Raw genomic sequence first — 16,822 nt, 5'->3', positions numbered from 1 at the left:
TGCGGCCTGTCCGGCCGGGTCACCCTGCGCGGGAGACACACAAGAAGGCGGGACGCGTCGTGAGGGATTCCGGGACCGACTACGGGGCGGTCTTCCAGGCGCTGCCGGGGCCGGTGGCACTGCTCACCACTGACCTGGTGTACGTGGATACGAATGAGGCGTTTCTGCAGATGTCGGGGCGCACGCGGGACCAGGTGGTCGGCCGGTACCTGTTCGACGTCTTCCCCAACAACCCCAACGACCCCACCGCGACCGGCATGCGGAACCTGGAGGCGTCGCTGCGGAGGGTGGCGGCCACCGGAAAGCGCGACACCATGGCGCTGCAGCGCTACGACGTCGAGCGGCCCGACCGGCCCGGCGAGTGGGAGGAACGGTACTGGAGCCCGGTCAACGCGCCCGTCTTCGGCCCGGACGGGCGCGTGGCGCTTCTGCTGCACCGGGTGGAGGAGGTCACCGAGCTGATCCGCGCCCGCTCCGGCCGGAATGGCGGGGACCGGGCCAGGGTGCTGGAGGCCGATCTGTACACCCGTGCCCGGGAACTGCAGGAGGTCAACGAGCGGCTGCGGCATGCCCATGCCCGCGAACGTGAGGTCGCGCTGTCCCTGCAGGCAGCGATGCTGCCTGCCCCCGTTCCCGTCGGCCGCGGCCGGGCGGCTGTGCGCTACCGGCCCGCCGGCGGCGCTCTGAACGTGTGCGGCGACTGGTACGACCTGGCCGAACTGCCCGGGAACCGGATCGCGGTGGCGGTGGGCGACGTCGTCGGCCACGGCCTGGCCGCGGCCGGCGTGATGGGCCAGCTCCGCAGCGCACTCAGCGCCGCCGTACGCGTGGCCGACGGCCCCGCGGCCGCCCTCGACGCACTTGGCCTGTACGCCCGCTCCGTCGACGGTGCCGAGTCCACGACCGCGGTACAGGTGGTCGTCGACTGTGACGGCCATTCCCTCTCCTACAGCAGCGCCGGCCATCCCCCGCCCGCCCTGCTCCACACCGACGGCACCGTCGCGTTTCTGGACCAGGCCACCGACCCCCCGCTCGGCGCCCGCCCCGAGCACACCGCCAGACCCCAAGCCGGAACCGCCTTCACAGAGGGCGCCACCCTGGTCCTCTACACCGACGGACTGATCGAACGCCGCCGCGAAGACATCGACACCGGTCTTCGCCGGCTCGCCGACTGCCTCGCGCACCACGGGCCTGCGGACGCCGACACCCTCGCCGACACCGTGCTGGCCGAGCTGATCCCTCCGGGCGGCAACACCGACGACATCGCCCTGGTCGTCGTCCGCCTTTGACCTGGGCCCCGCCGTAAGGGAACCGCCGGGCCCTGCGGCTTCTGGGTACGTGGCGTGCCTGTTGATCACCGAGCCCGATGAGACGACTGTTCGCGGAAGCCGCCGCGCTGAGCCGGTGGTGCCGCTCTGCCATCGATGGCAGATCGTGTGCCGGGACCCGGACCTCCGGGTCGACGAACAGATCGCCCAGGTTCTCGATCGGCTCCGGCCTCACGCCGCGCCTCGCCGAACTCGCCGCGGCGGCCGTCAGTACGTCTCGACGATCTTGACGTCCTCCTCCGTGATCACGCCGTCCACGATGCGGAACGAGCGGAACTGGAAGGGCCCGGCGTCGTCCGCGTCGGCGGTGGACACCAGCACGTAGTGGGCGCCCGGCTCGTTGGCGTACGAGATGTCGGTACGGGACGGGTACGCCTCGGTCGCGGTGTGGGAGTGGTAGATGACCACGGGCTCCTCGTCCCGGTCGTCCATCTCCCGGTAGAGCTTGAGGAGATCGGCGGAGTCGAACTCGTAGAACGTCGGCGAGCGGGCGGCGTTCAGCATCGGGATGAACCGCTCGGGCCGCCCGGTGCCCGCGGGGCCGGCGACCACACCGCACGCTTCGTCGGGGTGGTCCTCACGGGCGTGGGCGACGATGGCGTCGTGCAGGGCCTGGGTGATGGTGAGCATGGGCACGAGGATAAGCAGATGGCCCCCGGGTCTGAGATCCGGAGGCCATCTGCTGAGACGGGCCCTTGCAGAGCCGCTTCGAAGCGTTGTCGCGACGGTGCTTCGCCGCGCCACCTGGCCGCGCTACGTAGCCGCGCTACGTGGCCGCCTACTTCGAGACGGACTCGTACTGCGGCGTGCGGTCCGCGATCTGCGGGTTGCGCCTCTTCAGGATCGCCCAGCCGACGCCCAGGCCGACGGCCCAGACCGCCGCCACGTACAGGCAGACGCGGGCGTCCTTGTCGTACGCGATCATGCCGGTCACGAAGACGAGGAAGAGCAGCGCGACCCAGCTGAACTTCGCGCCGCCCGGCGCGGGGAAGGACGAGGCCGGGAGCCGGCCGGCGTCGACCGCCCGGCGGTAACGGATGTGGCTGACCAGGATCATCATCCAGGTCCAGATGCCGGCCGCGGTGGCCACCGAGACGACGTACCCGAAGGCCTTCTCCGGAACGATGTAGTTGAGGATCACGCCGATGCCCATGAGGGCGACGGAGACGGCGATGCCGATCGCCGGGGTCCTGCGGGCGTTGAGCCGGCCGAAGACCTTGGGCGCCTCGCTGTTGGCGGCGAGGTCGCGCAGCATGCGGCCGGTGGAGTACATGCCCGAGTTGCAGGACGACAGCGCAGCGGTCAGCACCACGAAGTTGACGATGCCGGCGGCGAGCGGAATGCCGATCTTCTCGAAGGCGTGGACGAAGGGGCTCTGGCCCGCCGAGAACTCGGTCCACTTGACCACGGAGAGGATGACGAGCAGCGCGCCGACGTAGAAGACGATGATGCGCCAGGGCAGCGTGTTGATGGCCTTGGGGAGCGTCTTCTCCGGGTTCTCGGACTCGCCCGCCGTGACGCCGACGAGCTCGACGGCGAGGTAGGCGAACATGACGCCCTGCAGGGTCATCAGGCTGGAGCCGATGCCGTTCGGGAAGATGCCGTCGTGCGCCCAGAGGTTGGAGGCGGCGGCCGTGTCACCGGCGTCGGAGAAGCCGAGCGTGAGGACGCCGAGACCGATCACGATCATGCCGATGATCGCGGTGACCTTGACCATCGAGAACCAGAACTCGACCTCACCGAAGATCTTGACCGAGATCAGGTTGACGCCGAAGAGCACCACCAGGAAGACCAGGGCGCTGACCCACTGCGGGATTTCGGGGAACCAGAAGTGCACGTAGATGGCGGCGGCGGTCAGCTCGGCCATGCCGGTGACGACCCACATGAGCCAGTACGTCCAGCCGGTCACGAAGCCGAAGAACGGACTGAGGAACTCCCGGGCGTACTCCGCGAAGGAGCCCGAGACCGGCCGGTAGAGGAGCAGCTCGCCGAGCGCCCTCATGATGAAGAAGATCACGACGCCCGCGAGGGCGTACATGAGGATGATGCTCGGTCCGGCCTTGGCGATATTGGCCCCGGCCCCCATGAAGAGACCGACGCCGATGGCGCCGCCGATCGCGATCATCTGGACCTGGCGGCTGCCGAGTCCGCGCTCGTATCCCTCTTCGGGAGTGCCGCCCGCGGCCTCATTGCCGTCGTGATGCTTGTCGACCTGCAGTGAGGTCATGGTGGTGCGCCCTTTCTCCATGCCGATCCGCGCCCGACTGGCGACGGATCGGGTCCTCGATCCCCCCGGATGTGGATGGAGTTGCATGCCGGCGGTCAGCCGGCCCAAGCGCCCCTGCGGGACATGGGTGGCGTCCCGTCAGCGGTCGTGAAGATTTATCACGCTCGCAACACTGATCCACGAGGACAGATGTGGTGCACACCACAGGAAGAAGCGGACAAAAGTCCCAAGATGCAACAAAAGAAGCGATCACGGTGACATGATCGTTATCCGGATTTGAGCGTCCGTTGAGCGAACACGTTGATCGAAATGTCCTGACAAGTCAGGCCATTCGCGATTCAGGGGAGCAGAGTTTCGACCAGGGTTTCCTGAAGACCGCCGAGCCAGAGGTACGCCATCACCATCGGCTTGCGCGGATCGTCGTCCGGCAGCCGGTACAGCTCCCCGCTCTCGTCCTCGTCGGTGACCTCCAGGCGGGCGCCGATCGCCAGCCGCAGATCGTTCAGCGCGCCGAGCCACTGCCGCGAGTCGTCCTCGGTCAGTTCCAGTACGGCTCCGCCGTCGCCGCCCGCGGTGAGCGAGTCCAGCTTGTGGACCATCGCGAGGGCGTCGTCGCGCTTGCGGGCGCGCAGATCGTTCTCCGTGAAGCGGCGGAACTCGGCGGAGCGTGCGCGCAGCTCCTCGTCCAGACCTTCACCCGGGGAGTCGGCCGAGGCGGCGGGGCCGGCCACGTCGGGCCCGCCGTACGCGTCGGGGAAGAGACGGGCCAGCGCCGGGTCGGAAGGAGGTTCGCTCGGGCCTTCGGCGAAGAGTGCGGCGAGCGGGTCCGCGCCCTCGGCGAGTGCGTCCCCGGGGCCGATCAGTTCGAGCAGTTGTACGGCGAGGGAGCGCAGGATCGAGATCTCCACCTCGTCCAGGGCCACGGCCGCGCCGCCGCCCTTCAGCGGCACGAAGGTGCCGGGGTGTGCCGCCATCAGCCGCGGTCCTGCGAGAGGGTCGCCCAGAGGCCGTACCCGTGCATAGCCTGCACGTCGCGCTCCATCTCTTCGCGGGAACCGCTCGAGACGATCGCCCGGCCCTTGTGGTGGACGTCCAGCATGAGTTTGTGCGCCTTGTCCTTGGAGTAGCCGAAGTAGGCCTGGAAAACGTAGGTCACGTAGCTCATGAGGTTGACCGGGTCGTTGTGGACGAGTGTGACCCAGGGGACGTCCGGCTCGGGTACCGCAAAGGTCTCTTCGGCCGACTCGGTGCGTTCGATCTCTACGGGAGCAACACTCACTTGTCCCATGCTGCCACTGGGAGGGGCCCATCGCACAAACGGCTCGCACATCTCGTCAATCTGACGAGATGTGGAGTAGCATCCTCGTCATGAACACTGCGGACCTGTGCCTGCCGGTGGATGTTCCCTCGACAGCGCTCTTCACGGACCAGTACGAGCTCACGATGCTGCAGGCAGCCCTGAAGTCGGGTACCGCCGACCGTCGCTCCGTCTTCGAGGTCTTCACCCGCAGGCTGCCCGAGGGGCGCCGCTACGGGGTCGTCGCGGGCACCGGCCGGGTGCTGGACGCCGTGGAGAACTTCCGCTTCGACGGCCAGGTCCTGGACTTCCTGCGGGAGAAGGCGATCGTGGACGCGCCCACCCTGGAGTGGCTGTCGGGCTACCGGTTCAGCGGGGACATCTGGGGTTACCCGGAGGGCGAGGTGTACTTCCCCGGTTCGCCGGTCCTGCGGGTCGAGGGCACCTTCGGCGAGTGCGTCCTGCTGGAGACGGTGATCCTCTCCATCCTCAACCACGACTCGGCGATCGGGGCGGCGGCCTCGCGGATGTCCGTGGCCGCGGGCAGCCGGCCGCTCATCGAGATGGGCGCCCGGCGCACGCACGAGCTGGCGGCCGTCGCGGCCGCCCGTGCCGCGTACGTCGCCGGCTTCACCTCCACCTCCGACCTGGCGGCCGGTTTCCGGTACGGAATTCCCACCGTCGGCACCAGCGCGCACGCCTTCACCCTGCTCCACGACACCGAGCGGGACGCCTTCACCGCGCAGGTCGTCTCGCTGGGCAGCGGTACGACGCTGCTGGTGGACACCTACGACGTGGCCGAGGCGGTCCGTACGGCCGTGGAGGTCGCCGGTACGGATCTCGGCGCGGTGCGCATCGACTCCGGGGACCTGCTGCTGGTCGCCCACCGGGTGCGGCAGCAGCTCGACGAGCTGGGCGCGACCGGGACGAAGATCGTGGTGACCTCGGACCTCGACGAGTACGCGATCGCCTCACTGGCCGCGGCGCCGGTGGACGCGTACGGCGTGGGCACCCAGCTGGTCACCGGCAGCGGTCACCCCACCTGCTCGATGGTCTACAAACTGGTCGCCCGCGCGGAGTCGGCGGACCCCAGGGCCCCGCTGGTGCCGGTGGCGAAGAAGTCGCTGGGCGGGAAGACCTCGGTCGGCGGCCGCAAGTGGGCCGCCCGGCGGACCGACGCGGACGGCATCGCGGAGGCGGAGGTGATCGGCACCGGCCCGGTACCGGCCGAGCTGGCAGACCGGCAGCTGCTGGTGGAACTGGTCAAGGGCGGCGAGGCGGTCGCCCGGGAGCCGCTGGAGACTGCCCGGGACCGGCACGCGGCGGCCCTCGCGGGACTGCCGATGTCGGCGATACAGCTTTCCCGCGGCGAACCCGTCATCCCGACGGAGTACGCATGAAGCCCGGGTGACCGGGAAGGCAACGCAGGCGGTCGGCGGCCGCCGACCGCCCTCTCCCGCAAGCTCCTTGAAGCCTCTACGCTCGGTGGCACCGGCTCCCAGCGTGCCCGCCCCCACCGCATCCGCCGAAGTTTTCAGCCTAAGGAAGCCCGCCATGCACCGCGCCTTGATCGTCGTCGACGTTCAGAACGATTTCTGCGAGGGCGGCAGCCTCGCGGTCACGGGGGGTGCAGACGTCGCCGCGGCCATCACCGACCTGATCGGGCAGGCTCCCGCCGGCTACCGGCATGTCGTCGCCACCCGCGACCACCACATCGACCCGGGTGACCACTTCGCGGTGCCCCCGGCGATTCCGGACTTCGAGCGCTCGTGGCCGGTGCACTGCGTGGCCGGCACGGAGGGCGTCGGGTTCCACCCGAACTTCGCCCCGGCCGTCGCCTCCGGCGCGATCGCCGCGGTCTTCGACAAGGGCGCGTACGCGGCGGCGTACAGCGGCTTCGAGGGACTCGACGAGAACGGCACCACTCTGGCGGACTGGCTGCGCGCCCGCGAGGTCACCGAGGTGGACGTGGTCGGCATCGCGACCGACCACTGCGTCCGCGCCACGGCGCTGGACGCGGTCCGCGAGGGCTTCGCCACCCACGTCCTGCTGGACCTGACCGCGGGCGTCGCCGAACGCACGACGGAGCGGGCCCTGGAAGAGCTGCGTGAGGCGGGCGTGGAACTCTCCGGCAAGCCGGTGGTGTAGCTACTCCGGGCAAGCCGGTGATGCGAGGGCCCGGCCGGCAGCCGGTGGTGCGGGCCCTCAGCTGCGCAGCAGCGCCCGTATCGGATGCCAGAGCTCTTCAGCGTCCTGGGGGGCGGCCCGCCAGAGCAGGCCGTCCGGGTGGTGCAGAACCGCCGTGACCTCGTCCGGCGTGGGCGGTTCCGCGTTGCCGCGGAGGTAGACCGCGCGCAGGCCCAGATTGCGCAGCCGGGTCAGGGCGCGGGCACGGTTGGCCGCGTGGACCAGGACGCGCACCGGGCCGTCGCCGTCCGGGCCGGCCCCGGAGCCGCCGCCGTTGCATGCGGGCCGCGGAAGCGTGAGCGCGACCACCACACTGCCGTTCGGCAGCTTGCTGAAACCTCCACCGGCCATGCCCTTCGAGCTCCCCCGTGAGTCGTCCCTGTGGACTTGCTGTCAATAAGCGGTTCGTAGGACGCATCTAAACGCGAACGGCCGCCGCCCGCTAGAGGGCGACGGCCGATCGTGTGCTGACCTGCGATGTTGCAAATTACTTGGTCGACGGACCGACCTTGACGGTGATCGTCTGGCCGCTCAGCGGCTCCTTGACGATGGTGATCCGGGTGTTGGTGTCAGGAACCTGAACGCTTCCGGTCGGGTTCTCCGCGTACCAGTACGTCCCCTTACGGTCGTCGAAGACCGGGTTGCCGCGCTGCGCCTTCACACGCACCGGCTGGTCGGCCTTGTGCAGCGTGAAGCCGTCCGTGGTGTACCAGCTGAACGGCGCGTCGAAGGGCTGGATCTTGTTCCGCATCAGCGTGCCGTCCGCCCACTTCAGCGGCTTGGCGTGGGCGTCCACGGGCAGGATCAGGCCCTTGCCGGGATGGACACTGACGTTGTTGTCCTTCTGGGAGGTGTCCCACAGCCAGACCAGCAGACCGGTCTGGTACGGGTAGTGCTCGACCCAGTCGGGGCGGGTGCCGGTGAATCCGAAGTTGTACGGGCCGGCCTTCAGCGTCTTGTCGTACGAGACGTACTGGCGGTTCTCGGCCAGGTAGTACTGCGGGTACTCCTGCGTGAAGGACTCACCGATGCGCGAGAAGCCCTTCGCCGTCCAGCCGTTGTCGTCACCCTCGGCGCCGTCCGTGAAGAGCGGCGAGCCGTCGGCGGTGACGGTGATGGCGTCGGCGGTGAAGCCCTTGCCGCCCGCGCCGCCGTCCGTCTGGTAGCGGAAGCGGACGTCGATCTTCTTGCCCGCGTAGGCGTCCAGCGGGTAGACGAGCTTCTTCCAGGCGCCCGAGACATCGGTCAGGGCCGGGTTGTCGGCCGCGTCGCGCGGGAGCGCCTTGCCGTCGGCCGTACCGTCGACGGCCGTCCAGTTGGCGCCGCCGTCGGTGGAGACCTCGGTGTAGAGGTAGTCGTACTCGGCCTCGATGTCGTACCAGCCCTGAAGCTCCAGGGAGGCCTTGGACTTGCCGGTGAGGTCGACGGACCGGGTGAGCGTGTTCTTGAGGTCGTCACCCATGTTGCTCCACCACTGCTTGGAGCCCTCGGAGGGCTTCACGACAGTCGTGGTGACGGCCTTCTTCGGCAGCTCGACGACGAGCGCCTGCTTGTCCTTGGTGTTGTACGCGGAGACGCCCAGCTTGTGGGTCGACTTCGTCGCGGCCTTGGCCGTGCCGTAGTCGAGCCAGCCCAGCTGGAGCTTGTCCCAGGCGGTCATGTCGCCGGGCAGGTCACCGATGGAGTCCTTGCCGGTGCCGAGCCAGGAGCCCGCCGACATCAGGGACCAGAAACCGACCGAGTTCTCGGCGCCGCCCGTGGTGTCGTACAGGTCGGGCAGACCGAGGTCGTGGCCGTATTCGTGGGCGAAGACACCGAGGCCGCCGTTCTCGGGCTGCATGGTGTAGTCACCGACCCAGATGCCAGTGTCACCGATCTGGGTGCCGCCGGCCTTGTTGTTCTCGGGACCGGTCTTGCCCGCGTTGGTGCCGTACGCGTACCAGCGGTGCGCCCAGAGCGCGTTGGTCGCCTGAGCGCCGCCCCCCGCGGACTCGTCCTCGCCGGCGTGCACGATCTGGAAGTGGTCGATGTAGCCGTCGGCCTCGTTGAAGTTGCCGTCGGCGTCGAAGTCGTAGCGGTCCCACTGGTCGTACGTGGCGAGCTGCGCCTTGATCTGGGCGTCGGACTTGCCGGCCGCCTTCTGCGCCTCGGCCCAGGCCGTCACACCGTCGCGGACCGTGTCCCACACGTTGGCGCAGTTGGACTGGCCGCAGTAGTTGGAACCGTAACGGGCCTCGTTGTAGTCGACCTTGACCCAGTCGGCGACCTCGCCGTCGACCGAGTAACGGCCCGAGGAGGTCTTCTCGTAGTACGTCTTGAGCGAGTGCTTGCCCTTGCCCGTACCGAAGTAGAGCTCCTGGAAGTGCTCGCGGTTGTAGTCCTTCTGCCAGGCCGTGCTGTTGTCCTTGGCACGGTCCGGCTGGGCTATCTGGTTGCGCAGCGGGCCGGGCTCGCCGCCGAACTTCTTCACCGGCGGCTTGGGACCGTCGGGACCGTCCGGGTCGAACATCGTGGTGTCGTCGACCTTGTCGCCGAACTCCACGAGGATGGTGAAGATCTTGTCGGTCTTCTCACGGCCGAGCTCGACGTACTTGCGGTCGTCGAGCTTGACCACCTTCGACGCGCCGCGTTTCTGCACCTTCAGGTCGCCCGCGAGGACCTGCTCCAGCGCGGCTTCGCGCTGCTGCTCCTGCTGCCGGCTGAACGGGCCCTCGAGATCGTGCTCGACATGCCCCTTCTTCACGGAGGCCGGGTCGTGGCGGTCGGCCGCTGCGGCTCCCGTGGCCTTTTCGTCGGCCTGTGCCGTGGCGAACGTCGACGCGGTGGCGGCGCACGCAGCCATGGTGACGACCACGGCCGCAGCCTTGATCGCTCTCTTCTTAGTGGTCACTTGATGCTGTTCCCCTCCCGCGGCCGCAAGGGCACGGACCTAAGGGTGAGGGGTTCCGGCGCGGCGCGCGTCTCAAGTGACGACATTCGACCGGAGTTACGAGAGAAAAGACAGACCTTGACTTGAACAGACCAAGTGCACTATGTGGCGGACCAGTTCCGGAATCCGGACGTGGTCGGCAGTCGACGGGCATGGCCAACCGGCGCGCCCGTCCCGCCTGTTGGGACGGCGAATGACTCCGTGCGCCCCCTGTGCTCCGGCACCGTGGGTTAGGTCACGCTTACCGGCGGTTCCACTCGGGCATCCACCGTCGTAGAGTCGCTTGACGTGCGACCGAGTTGAGCAGACTGCCCATTCGCCATTCGTTGCCCTCGAGGACGGATCAAGCCATGCCGCGTCCGACTGCCGCACAGCTCGCTTACGGTTCGGCCACCGTCATCGCCTCCACCATCGCCATGCTGCTGCTCTCGCAGACGAGCACAGGCCCCGGGGTCGCGGTCATCTCGGCGGCGGCTCTCGCACTCGGGGTCCTCGTCGCCATCCTGGTGCCCGCCCCGAAAAAGACGGCACGCGCGGCTCGTTCGAACCGCGCGTTTGCACCGACTGGCGCGTCTGCCGCGCGGATACCGGAACCGCGCGCGCACGCCTCGGCCCCTTCCCGGGTGAGCGAGCACTCCCTGCACCGCTGACGCCGGCTCCAGGGGTGAGCCTAGGCCGCGGTGACCACCACCGTCTTGCCCGCCTTGTCGTGCAGGCCCTGTTTGTATGGCTTGTCCACAAGGATGGTGATGGCGAGCACGATCTCCCAGATGCACGGGCAGCACAGCAGTGCGGGCAGCCACAGCACCGTGGCGCGCATCAGTGAGGCGTTGGTGTCAGGGTTGCTGCCGTCGTTGAGCATCGCCACGCGAAGCTTGAGCAGCTTCTTGCCGACGGTCTGCCCCGAGGACTTCACCATCAGGGTGTCGTAGCCGATGAAGGCCACGATCGCGATCAGCGTCCAGAGCAGTCCGCTGCCGCTGTAGGACTCGACGAACACGTCCGAGGCGTCCTCGTCCCTGTCGACCGCGAAGCGGTTGCCGAAGGGGAGCTGGATCAGGGCCAGCGGCACGGCGATGATGAGCGCGTCGATGATGCGGGCCACCAGCCGCTTGCCGAAGTCGGCGAGCGGCGGCATCCCGGAGAGCGGATCGGGCGGGCCGTACCCTCCCCCACCGCCGTAGGGGTCGTACGGCGGGGGCGGCACGGCACCACCGCCGCCGTAGGGATCCCCAGGACCGCCCCCCGGAGGCCGGTCGTACGGGGAACCGCCTGCCGGGGGCGGCTGGTCGGGCGGCGGCTTCTTGAGGAACGGGTCGTCCTCGGGCGGCTGGCCGGGCGGCGGGTCGGTACTCATGGCCGTAGTCGACCGCGCCCCGAGGCGCGCCGCAACGGATGCGCGCCGTTCGGGCGAACGGCACCCGCCGGGTGTCAGCCCGCCACGAACGTACGGGCGGCCTTGTCGTGCCAGCACTGCCGCCACGGCCGGTCCACCAGGCACCACAGCACATTGACGACACCGATGGCGAACGCCCCGAGCAGCCCGTACACCAGCCAGCGGCGCAAAGCCGCCCCGAAGGACGGGGGTTCGTGCGACTCGATGTCCCTCACCTGGATCCCGCAGACCTTCTTGCCGAGGGTGCGGCCCCACTTCGCGGTCGGCAGCGCCTCGTAGAGGACACCGAAGACGAGCAGGGCGCCGAGCACGATCCCGAGATAGCCGGCGGTGGTGCCGTCGAGCAGCCATACGGTGACCGTCTCCCCGGACAGTCTGGCCGCGTCGACCTTGTCGTCGATGTGCTCGACCGCCCTGGTGAGCAGCGGTACGGCGACCGCACCGACGACCGCGCCGAGCATCGCCGAGTCGATGAGCCGCGCCGCCAGCCGCTTGCCGAGACCGGCCGGCCGGGCCGAGGCCTGGGCCTGGGCCATCCGCTGGAACGGATCACTGACAGGCGGTTTCCACGGCGTCACCGGCCGCTGCTGCTCGGCCTCGGCGGAGCGGGCGAGCTGGTGCACCTGCTGCGGCCAGGACGTGGCGCCGCCGCCGGGCCCGGACGAGAGCGGGGTCGCCGCGGCCGGCTCGGGCGCGGCGGCCTGCTGCGGCTGTGCGGGCTGCTGCGGCTGCACGGGCTGCGGCTGCGGCTGTACGGGCTGCGGCTGTGGCACGACGGGCTGGGGCTGCGGCACGACGGGCTGCGGAGCCACCGGCGCCTGGGCCTGGGCCGGCACCGAGGGCTGCGGCTGGGCGGGCTGGGGACGCGGCGGTGTGCCGGTGGCCGGCGAGGTGGCCCGGATGGACATCGTCCCGTCCGTACGGCTCGTACGGGCGGAGGCGCCGCCGCCCGGCTCCCGCATGCCCGGCAAGGCGCCGCCGCTCGGGTCCGCCTCCGCGGCCGGTCCGGCAGGCGCCGGGGTGGCGTCCGAACGGGGATCCTGCGCTGACGTGCCCCAGGAGACGCGGCTGTCCAGGTCGCCGCCGAATCCGGTCTGCCGCGCGGTGTCGGCCTGCCACGCGGAAGCCGGTTCCGGACGACTTCCGTGCAGGTCGTCGGGTTCGGACGCCGACGTGGACGCCTGCACCTGCTCCGGGTCCTCGTCGAGGAAGACCGGCCCGGTCTCGTCGTGCGCGGGGGCGGCGGGCCGGGGCGGCGTCGCGCTCGCGGCGCCCGCCGGTGCGGGGCGGCTCGTTCCGGGCACCCACGCGGCGCCGTTCCAGTACCGGACATAGCCGGGAATCGACGGATCGGGGTAGTACCCCTCACGGGCTGCGTTCTCGCCGTCACCAGGAGAAGCCACCAATGTCCCCACTCCGATCATCACCAACACAATTCAGGGAGGACACTAACGAAGAACCCGGCCTCGGCAGGAAAGAGACCGGGAGAATGCCCGCGTTCGAGCGACAGTCCGAAAATCCCGGCGCCCAGGTGCTATGGAGATTTCTGCCGGAAGTCGCGTCATGGCCGGCGGGTAAGCCGCTCCCTCCTTGTGCAGGCCCACTGACCAGGGAGAGGAACGCAGCTATGCACACCGTGGTGGAACGCGAGCTGGAGATCGAGCTGGTGCTGTCGCCCGAGCGCAGCATCTCCGTCCCGGCCCGGCTGGCCTATCGCACCGACGACCCGTACGCCGTACACATCACCTTCCACGTCGGCTCCAACTCCCCCGTCCACTGGACGTTCGCCCGCGAGCTGCTGGTCGAGGGGGTGTTCCGCCCGTGCGGGCACGGCGATGTCCGCATCTGGCCGACGAAGGTGGACGCGCGCAGCGTGCTCCGCATGGCGCTGAGCTCACCGGAGGGCGACGCGCTGCTCGAGGCGCCGGCGCTCGCGGTGTCGTCCTGGCTCGAGCGGACGCTGCGGGTGGTTCCACCGGGTACCGAGACCGGGGAGCTCCGCATCGACGACGGCCTGGCGGAGCTGCTTGCGCCGGCTCCCGGCGGGCGCGACGAGCTGTGGCTGAGCGACCCGTGGCCGTCCGACGAGTCCACCGAGGGGGAGGTGTGAGGCCGCGGGCCGGTGCGGCCGGTAGCACAGGCGCCCGAGGGCTCAGAAGAGTTTGCCGGGGTTGAGCAGTCCGAGCGGATCGAATGTCTGCTTGATGCCGCGCTGCAACTCGACGCTCACCGGACCCAGCTCCCGCGCCAGCCACTCCTTCTTCAGTACGCCCACGCCGTGCTCGCCGGTGATCGTGCCGCCCAGGCGCAGGCCCAGCGCCATGATCTCGTCGAAGGACTCACGGGCGCGTCGTGACTCGTCGGCATCCGCGGCGTCGAAACAGACGACGGGGTGGGTGTTGCCGTCACCCGCATGGGCGCACACGCCGATCGTGAGGTCGTACTTCTCGGCGATGGCGGCGGTGCCCTCGATCATCGCGCCGAGCCGGGAGCGGGGCACGCACACGTCGTCGATCATCGTGGCCGACTTGATGGTCTCCAGGGCGGTCAGGGACATCCGCCGTGCCTGGAGGAGGAGTTCGGACTCGGCGGCATCCTCGGCCGGCACGACCTGCGTGGCCCCCGCGGCCGTGCAGAGCTCGCCGACGGCGGCCAGGTCGGCGGCGGGGTCCGGAGTGTCGAAGGCCGCTAGCAGCAGTGCCTCGGTGGACTCGGGCAGGCCCATCTGCGCCATCTTGTTGACGGCCTGGATGGTCGTACGGTCCATCAGTTCGAGCAGGGACGGGACGTGGCCCAGCCTCATGATCTCGCAGACGGCCGCACAGGCGGCTGCCGCGGAGGGGAACTCGGCGGCGAGTGCGAGTTGCTGCGGAGGAGTGGGTTTGAGGGCCAGGACCGCACGGACCACGATGCCGAGGCTGCCCTCGGAGCCGACGAAGAGCCGGGTCAGGTCGTATCCGGCGACGCCCTTGGCGGTACGGCGGCCGGTGGTCAGCAGCCGGCCGTCGGCGAGCACGACGTCGAGTCCGAGGACGTACTCGGCGGTGACGCCGTACTTGACGCAGCACAGCCCGCCCGAGGCGGTGCCGATGTTCCCGCCGATCGTGCACATCTCCCAACTGGAGGGGTCGGGCGGGTAGTACAGGCCGTGCTCGGCGACCGCGCGGGAGAGGACGGCGTTGACGACACCCGGCTCGACGACCGCGATCCGGTCGACGGGGCTGATCTCCAGGATGCGGTCCATCTTGACCAGGGAGAGCACGATGCAGCCGTCGGAGGCGTTGGCCGCGCCGGACAGGCCGGTACGGGCGCCCTGCGGGACGACCGGGACGCGCAGCTCGGTCGCGGTCCGCATGACGTGCTGGACCTGCTCGACCGTGCGCGGCATGACGACGACGGCCGGGGTCCCGGAAGCGCAGAAGCCGGCCATGTCGTTCGCGTACGAGGCCATTACGTCGGGGTCGGTGATGAGGGCTTCGTCCGGCAGGCCCGCGCGCAGGCGCGACTGAAGATCGTCCATGGTCCCAGCGTGGCACCGGAGAGCCATCGGTGTGAACCCGTCTGCGTTCCGGTTCGCCTGCACCCGTGTGCTCTTCGTATTGACGCACAGTGAGCACATCCGTGCGTTTCCTCCCGAGGAGTTCCGTCGTGGACGTGGAACAAGGCCAGCAGACTTCCCCCGGTCCCTCCCCCAGGTCCGGGCTCCGCACTTTCCATACCCGCCGGACGTTGATCGCCGCGGCGGCGGCGGCCGTCCTCATCGCGGGCGCGCTGCTGATCAGACCGGCGGAACGGGACGGCCCGCGGCCAGTGCAGCCCGGGGAGCGGGCCATGACCGCCGTGGGCGCAGGCTCTCCGGCGACCGTCGAAGACCTGACGGCGCTGATCAGCGACCGCGAGAAGTGGCTGCGCAAGTACCCGCGGGACGACAGGTCGTGGGCGGTCCTCGGGTCGGCGTATCTGGAGTGGGGCCGCCGGACGGCCGATTCGGCGTACTTTCCGCAGGCCGAGCAGGCGCTGAAGCGCTCGCTGAAGGAGAAGCCGAAGGAAAAGGGCAATTTCGAGGCCATGGTGGGCATGGGGGCGCTCGCCAACGCCCGGCACGACTTCGCGACGGCGAGGAAGTGGGGCGAGCTGGTCCGCGCCCAGGCGCCGGGGCGCTGGACGGCGTACCCGGTGCTCGTGGACGCGTACTCCGGCCTCGGTCAGTACAAAGCCGCCGAGAAGGCCGCGGGGAAGCTCGCCGCACTGCGACCGGGGACCGTGGCCTACACCAGCATGTCGAAGGTGTACCGCGACATGGGCTGGCGGGAGGACGCCGCCGCGGCTCTGGAGCGGGCGTCCGCGGCCGCTCGCACGCCCGCTGAGAAGGCGGACTGCCTGTACCGGCTGGGCGAGCTGTCCTGGGAACGCGGCGAGCCGGAGGAGGCTCTGCGTCACTTCGAGGGTGCGCTGCGCAGCGACGGCGAGCACCATCAGGCGCTCGGCGGCCGGGCCAGGACGCTCGCCGCGCTCGACCGCTCGGGCGAGGCGGTGAAGGACTACCGGACCGCGCTGAGACGGGCGCCGGTGCCCCGGTACGCGCTGGAGCTGGGCGAGCTGCTGGAGTCGCTGGGCCGTACGGAGGAGGCCAAGGTGCCGTACGACCTGCTGCAGGCCCAGATCGCCCGGGCCGCCGCCCACGGGGTCAACGGCAATCTGGTGCTCGGTCTGTTCGAGGCCGACCACGGCGATCCGGCGTCAGCGGTACGGCGCCTCTCTGTGGAGTGGACGCGGCACAAGAGCGTGCAGGTGGCCGACGCGGTGGGGTGGGCGCTGCACCGTACGGGGCAGAACGAACGGGCGCTCGTCTTCGCCAAGAAGGCGACCGACCTGGGTCTGCGGAGTGCGGACTTCGCGTACCACCGCGGCCAGATCGAGCGCGCGCTCGGCAGGCCCGGTCCGGCCCGGCGGCACCTGGAGGAGGCGCTGCGGACGAACCCGCAGTTCTCGCCGCTGAGGGCGCCGCTGGCCCGGGAGGCGCTGACCGCGTTGGGCGAACCACCGCCGGGCGGCCCGCCGCCTACGCGGCTGGGGGGCGCGCAGACGGGGGCGGGGCAGCCGTCCCGGTCACCGTCCCAGCAGCCGCAGCACCAGCAGTCCCGGCCTCCCCAGCGGTCGGGGCCGCAGGCGCAGCCGCCCGTGCAGGGACTCGGGCAAGGAGCCGTGCAGGGGCTCGGCCAAGGAGCCGTGCAGGGAGCCGGGCCGTCGAGCCTGCACTCCGCCCCGCCGGGCATGCCGGCAGGGCCGCAGCTGCCGTCGGCCGGGCAGCCGCCGGGCAACTGAGGACGCGGAGAGGCAGGCATGGCTGCGGCCCCACGATCAAGATCGTGGGGCCGCAGCCAAGGAAGCCAACGCCGGGGGGGCCGGCACCGGAGGGAGAAGGAGGTAGGAAAAGGAGGGGGTTGGCGGAGAAATT

15 protein-coding genes and 1 pseudogene are annotated in these 16,822 nt (G+C 70.1%); 7 read left to right on the top strand and 9 right to left on the bottom strand.

What is annotated here, in order from left to right; all coding sequences use genetic code 11:
• Window positions 1–59 precede the first annotated feature (59 nt).
• Together AB0M62_RS17845 and AB0M62_RS17840 are read left to right on the top strand one after the other, a co-directional pair.
• A complete protein-coding gene (locus AB0M62_RS17845; protein ID WP_366075147.1) occupies window positions 60–1,289 on the top strand; it encodes a SpoIIE family protein phosphatase in 1,230 nt (409 codons plus the stop codon).
• A 70-nt stretch (window positions 1,290–1,359) separates the two neighbouring features.
• Window positions 1,360–1,503: pseudogene (locus tag AB0M62_RS17840) on the top strand (DUF4279 domain-containing protein); the annotation flags it as partial.
• 32 nt (window positions 1,504–1,535) lie between these two features.
• On the opposite strand, the gene AB0M62_RS17835 reads toward AB0M62_RS17840, so the two are convergent.
• From AB0M62_RS17835 to clpS, 4 genes are all read right to left on the bottom strand, one after another.
• The gene (locus AB0M62_RS17835) at window positions 1,536–1,958 is read right to left on the bottom strand and encodes a M67 family metallopeptidase (protein ID WP_366075146.1); all 423 of its coding nucleotides are present in this window, start codon (window positions 1,956–1,958) and stop codon (window positions 1,536–1,538) included.
• 148 nt (window positions 1,959–2,106) lie between these two features.
• Window positions 2,107–3,555, bottom strand: coding sequence for an amino acid permease (locus tag AB0M62_RS17830; RefSeq protein WP_366075145.1), 1,449 nt, complete (start codon window positions 3,553–3,555; stop codon window positions 2,107–2,109).
• A 338-nt stretch (window positions 3,556–3,893) separates the two neighbouring features.
• A complete protein-coding gene (locus AB0M62_RS17825; RefSeq protein ID WP_366075144.1) occupies window positions 3,894–4,529 on the bottom strand; it encodes a DUF2017 domain-containing protein in 636 nt (211 codons plus the stop codon).
• On the bottom strand, window positions 4,529–4,843 hold the full coding sequence (gene clpS / locus AB0M62_RS17820; RefSeq protein WP_366075143.1) for an ATP-dependent Clp protease adapter ClpS: 315 nt from the start codon (window positions 4,841–4,843) through the stop codon (window positions 4,529–4,531). The genes AB0M62_RS17825 and clpS overlap by 1 nt, the downstream gene beginning before the upstream one ends.
• 80 nt (window positions 4,844–4,923) lie before the next feature.
• Between clpS and AB0M62_RS17815 the strand changes: the two genes are divergently transcribed.
• A complete protein-coding gene (locus AB0M62_RS17815; RefSeq protein WP_366075142.1) occupies window positions 4,924–6,252 on the top strand; it encodes a nicotinate phosphoribosyltransferase in 1,329 nt (442 codons plus the stop codon).
• Window positions 6,253–6,406: 154 nt separating this feature from the next.
• The gene (locus tag AB0M62_RS17810; RefSeq protein ID WP_366075141.1) at window positions 6,407–7,000 is read left to right on the top strand and encodes a nicotinamidase; all 594 of its coding nucleotides are present in this window, start codon (window positions 6,407–6,409) and stop codon (window positions 6,998–7,000) included.
• A gap of 57 nt (window positions 7,001–7,057) precedes the next feature.
• Here the strand turns inward: AB0M62_RS17810 and AB0M62_RS17805 are convergent, their stop codons facing one another.
• Window positions 7,058–7,390: a hypothetical protein gene (locus AB0M62_RS17805; RefSeq protein ID WP_366075140.1), complete on the bottom strand. Its 333-nt coding sequence runs from the start codon at window positions 7,388–7,390 to the stop codon at window positions 7,058–7,060.
• 136 nt (window positions 7,391–7,526) lie between these two features.
• A complete protein-coding gene (locus tag AB0M62_RS17800) occupies window positions 7,527–9,929 on the bottom strand; it encodes an immune inhibitor A domain-containing protein (RefSeq protein ID WP_366075139.1) in 2,403 nt (800 codons plus the stop codon).
• Between the two features lie 389 nt (window positions 9,930–10,318).
• On the opposite strand from AB0M62_RS17800, the gene AB0M62_RS17795 reads away from it, so the two are divergent.
• The gene (locus AB0M62_RS17795; protein ID WP_366075138.1) at window positions 10,319–10,618 is read left to right on the top strand and encodes a hypothetical protein; all 300 of its coding nucleotides are present in this window, start codon (window positions 10,319–10,321) and stop codon (window positions 10,616–10,618) included.
• A 20-nt stretch (window positions 10,619–10,638) separates the two neighbouring features.
• Here AB0M62_RS17795 and AB0M62_RS17790 read toward each other — a convergent pair whose 3' ends face one another.
• Window positions 10,639–11,325, bottom strand: coding sequence for an RDD family protein (locus tag AB0M62_RS17790; protein WP_366075136.1), 687 nt, complete (start codon window positions 11,323–11,325; stop codon window positions 10,639–10,641).
• Between the two features lie 74 nt (window positions 11,326–11,399).
• On the bottom strand, window positions 11,400–12,767 hold the full coding sequence (locus tag AB0M62_RS17785; protein ID WP_366075135.1) for an RDD family protein: 1,368 nt from the start codon (window positions 12,765–12,767) through the stop codon (window positions 11,400–11,402).
• A 224-nt stretch (window positions 12,768–12,991) separates the two neighbouring features.
• On the opposite strand from AB0M62_RS17785, the gene AB0M62_RS17780 reads away from it, so the two are divergent.
• The gene (locus AB0M62_RS17780; protein ID WP_366075134.1) at window positions 12,992–13,474 is read left to right on the top strand and encodes an SsgA family sporulation/cell division regulator; all 483 of its coding nucleotides are present in this window, start codon (window positions 12,992–12,994) and stop codon (window positions 13,472–13,474) included.
• Between the two features lie 42 nt (window positions 13,475–13,516).
• On the opposite strand, the gene AB0M62_RS17775 is transcribed toward AB0M62_RS17780, so the two are convergent.
• Window positions 13,517–14,884, bottom strand: a complete 1,368-nt coding sequence (locus AB0M62_RS17775; RefSeq protein WP_366075133.1) for an FAD-linked oxidase C-terminal domain-containing protein — start codon at window positions 14,882–14,884, stop codon at window positions 13,517–13,519.
• A 128-nt stretch (window positions 14,885–15,012) separates the two neighbouring features.
• On the opposite strand from AB0M62_RS17775, the gene AB0M62_RS17770 reads away from it, so the two are divergent.
• Window positions 15,013–16,689 (top strand): tetratricopeptide repeat protein, encoded by a 1,677-nt coding sequence (locus tag AB0M62_RS17770; protein ID WP_366075132.1) that lies wholly within the window; start codon window positions 15,013–15,015, stop codon window positions 16,687–16,689.
• The last annotated feature ends 133 nt before the right edge of the window (window positions 16,690–16,822 follow it).

Source organism: Streptomyces sp. NPDC051219 (genome assembly GCF_040682335.1).
Taxonomy (GTDB): domain Bacteria; phylum Actinomycetota; class Actinomycetes; order Streptomycetales; family Streptomycetaceae; genus Streptomyces.
This window is presented reverse-complemented; position numbering and strand designations above follow the sequence as displayed.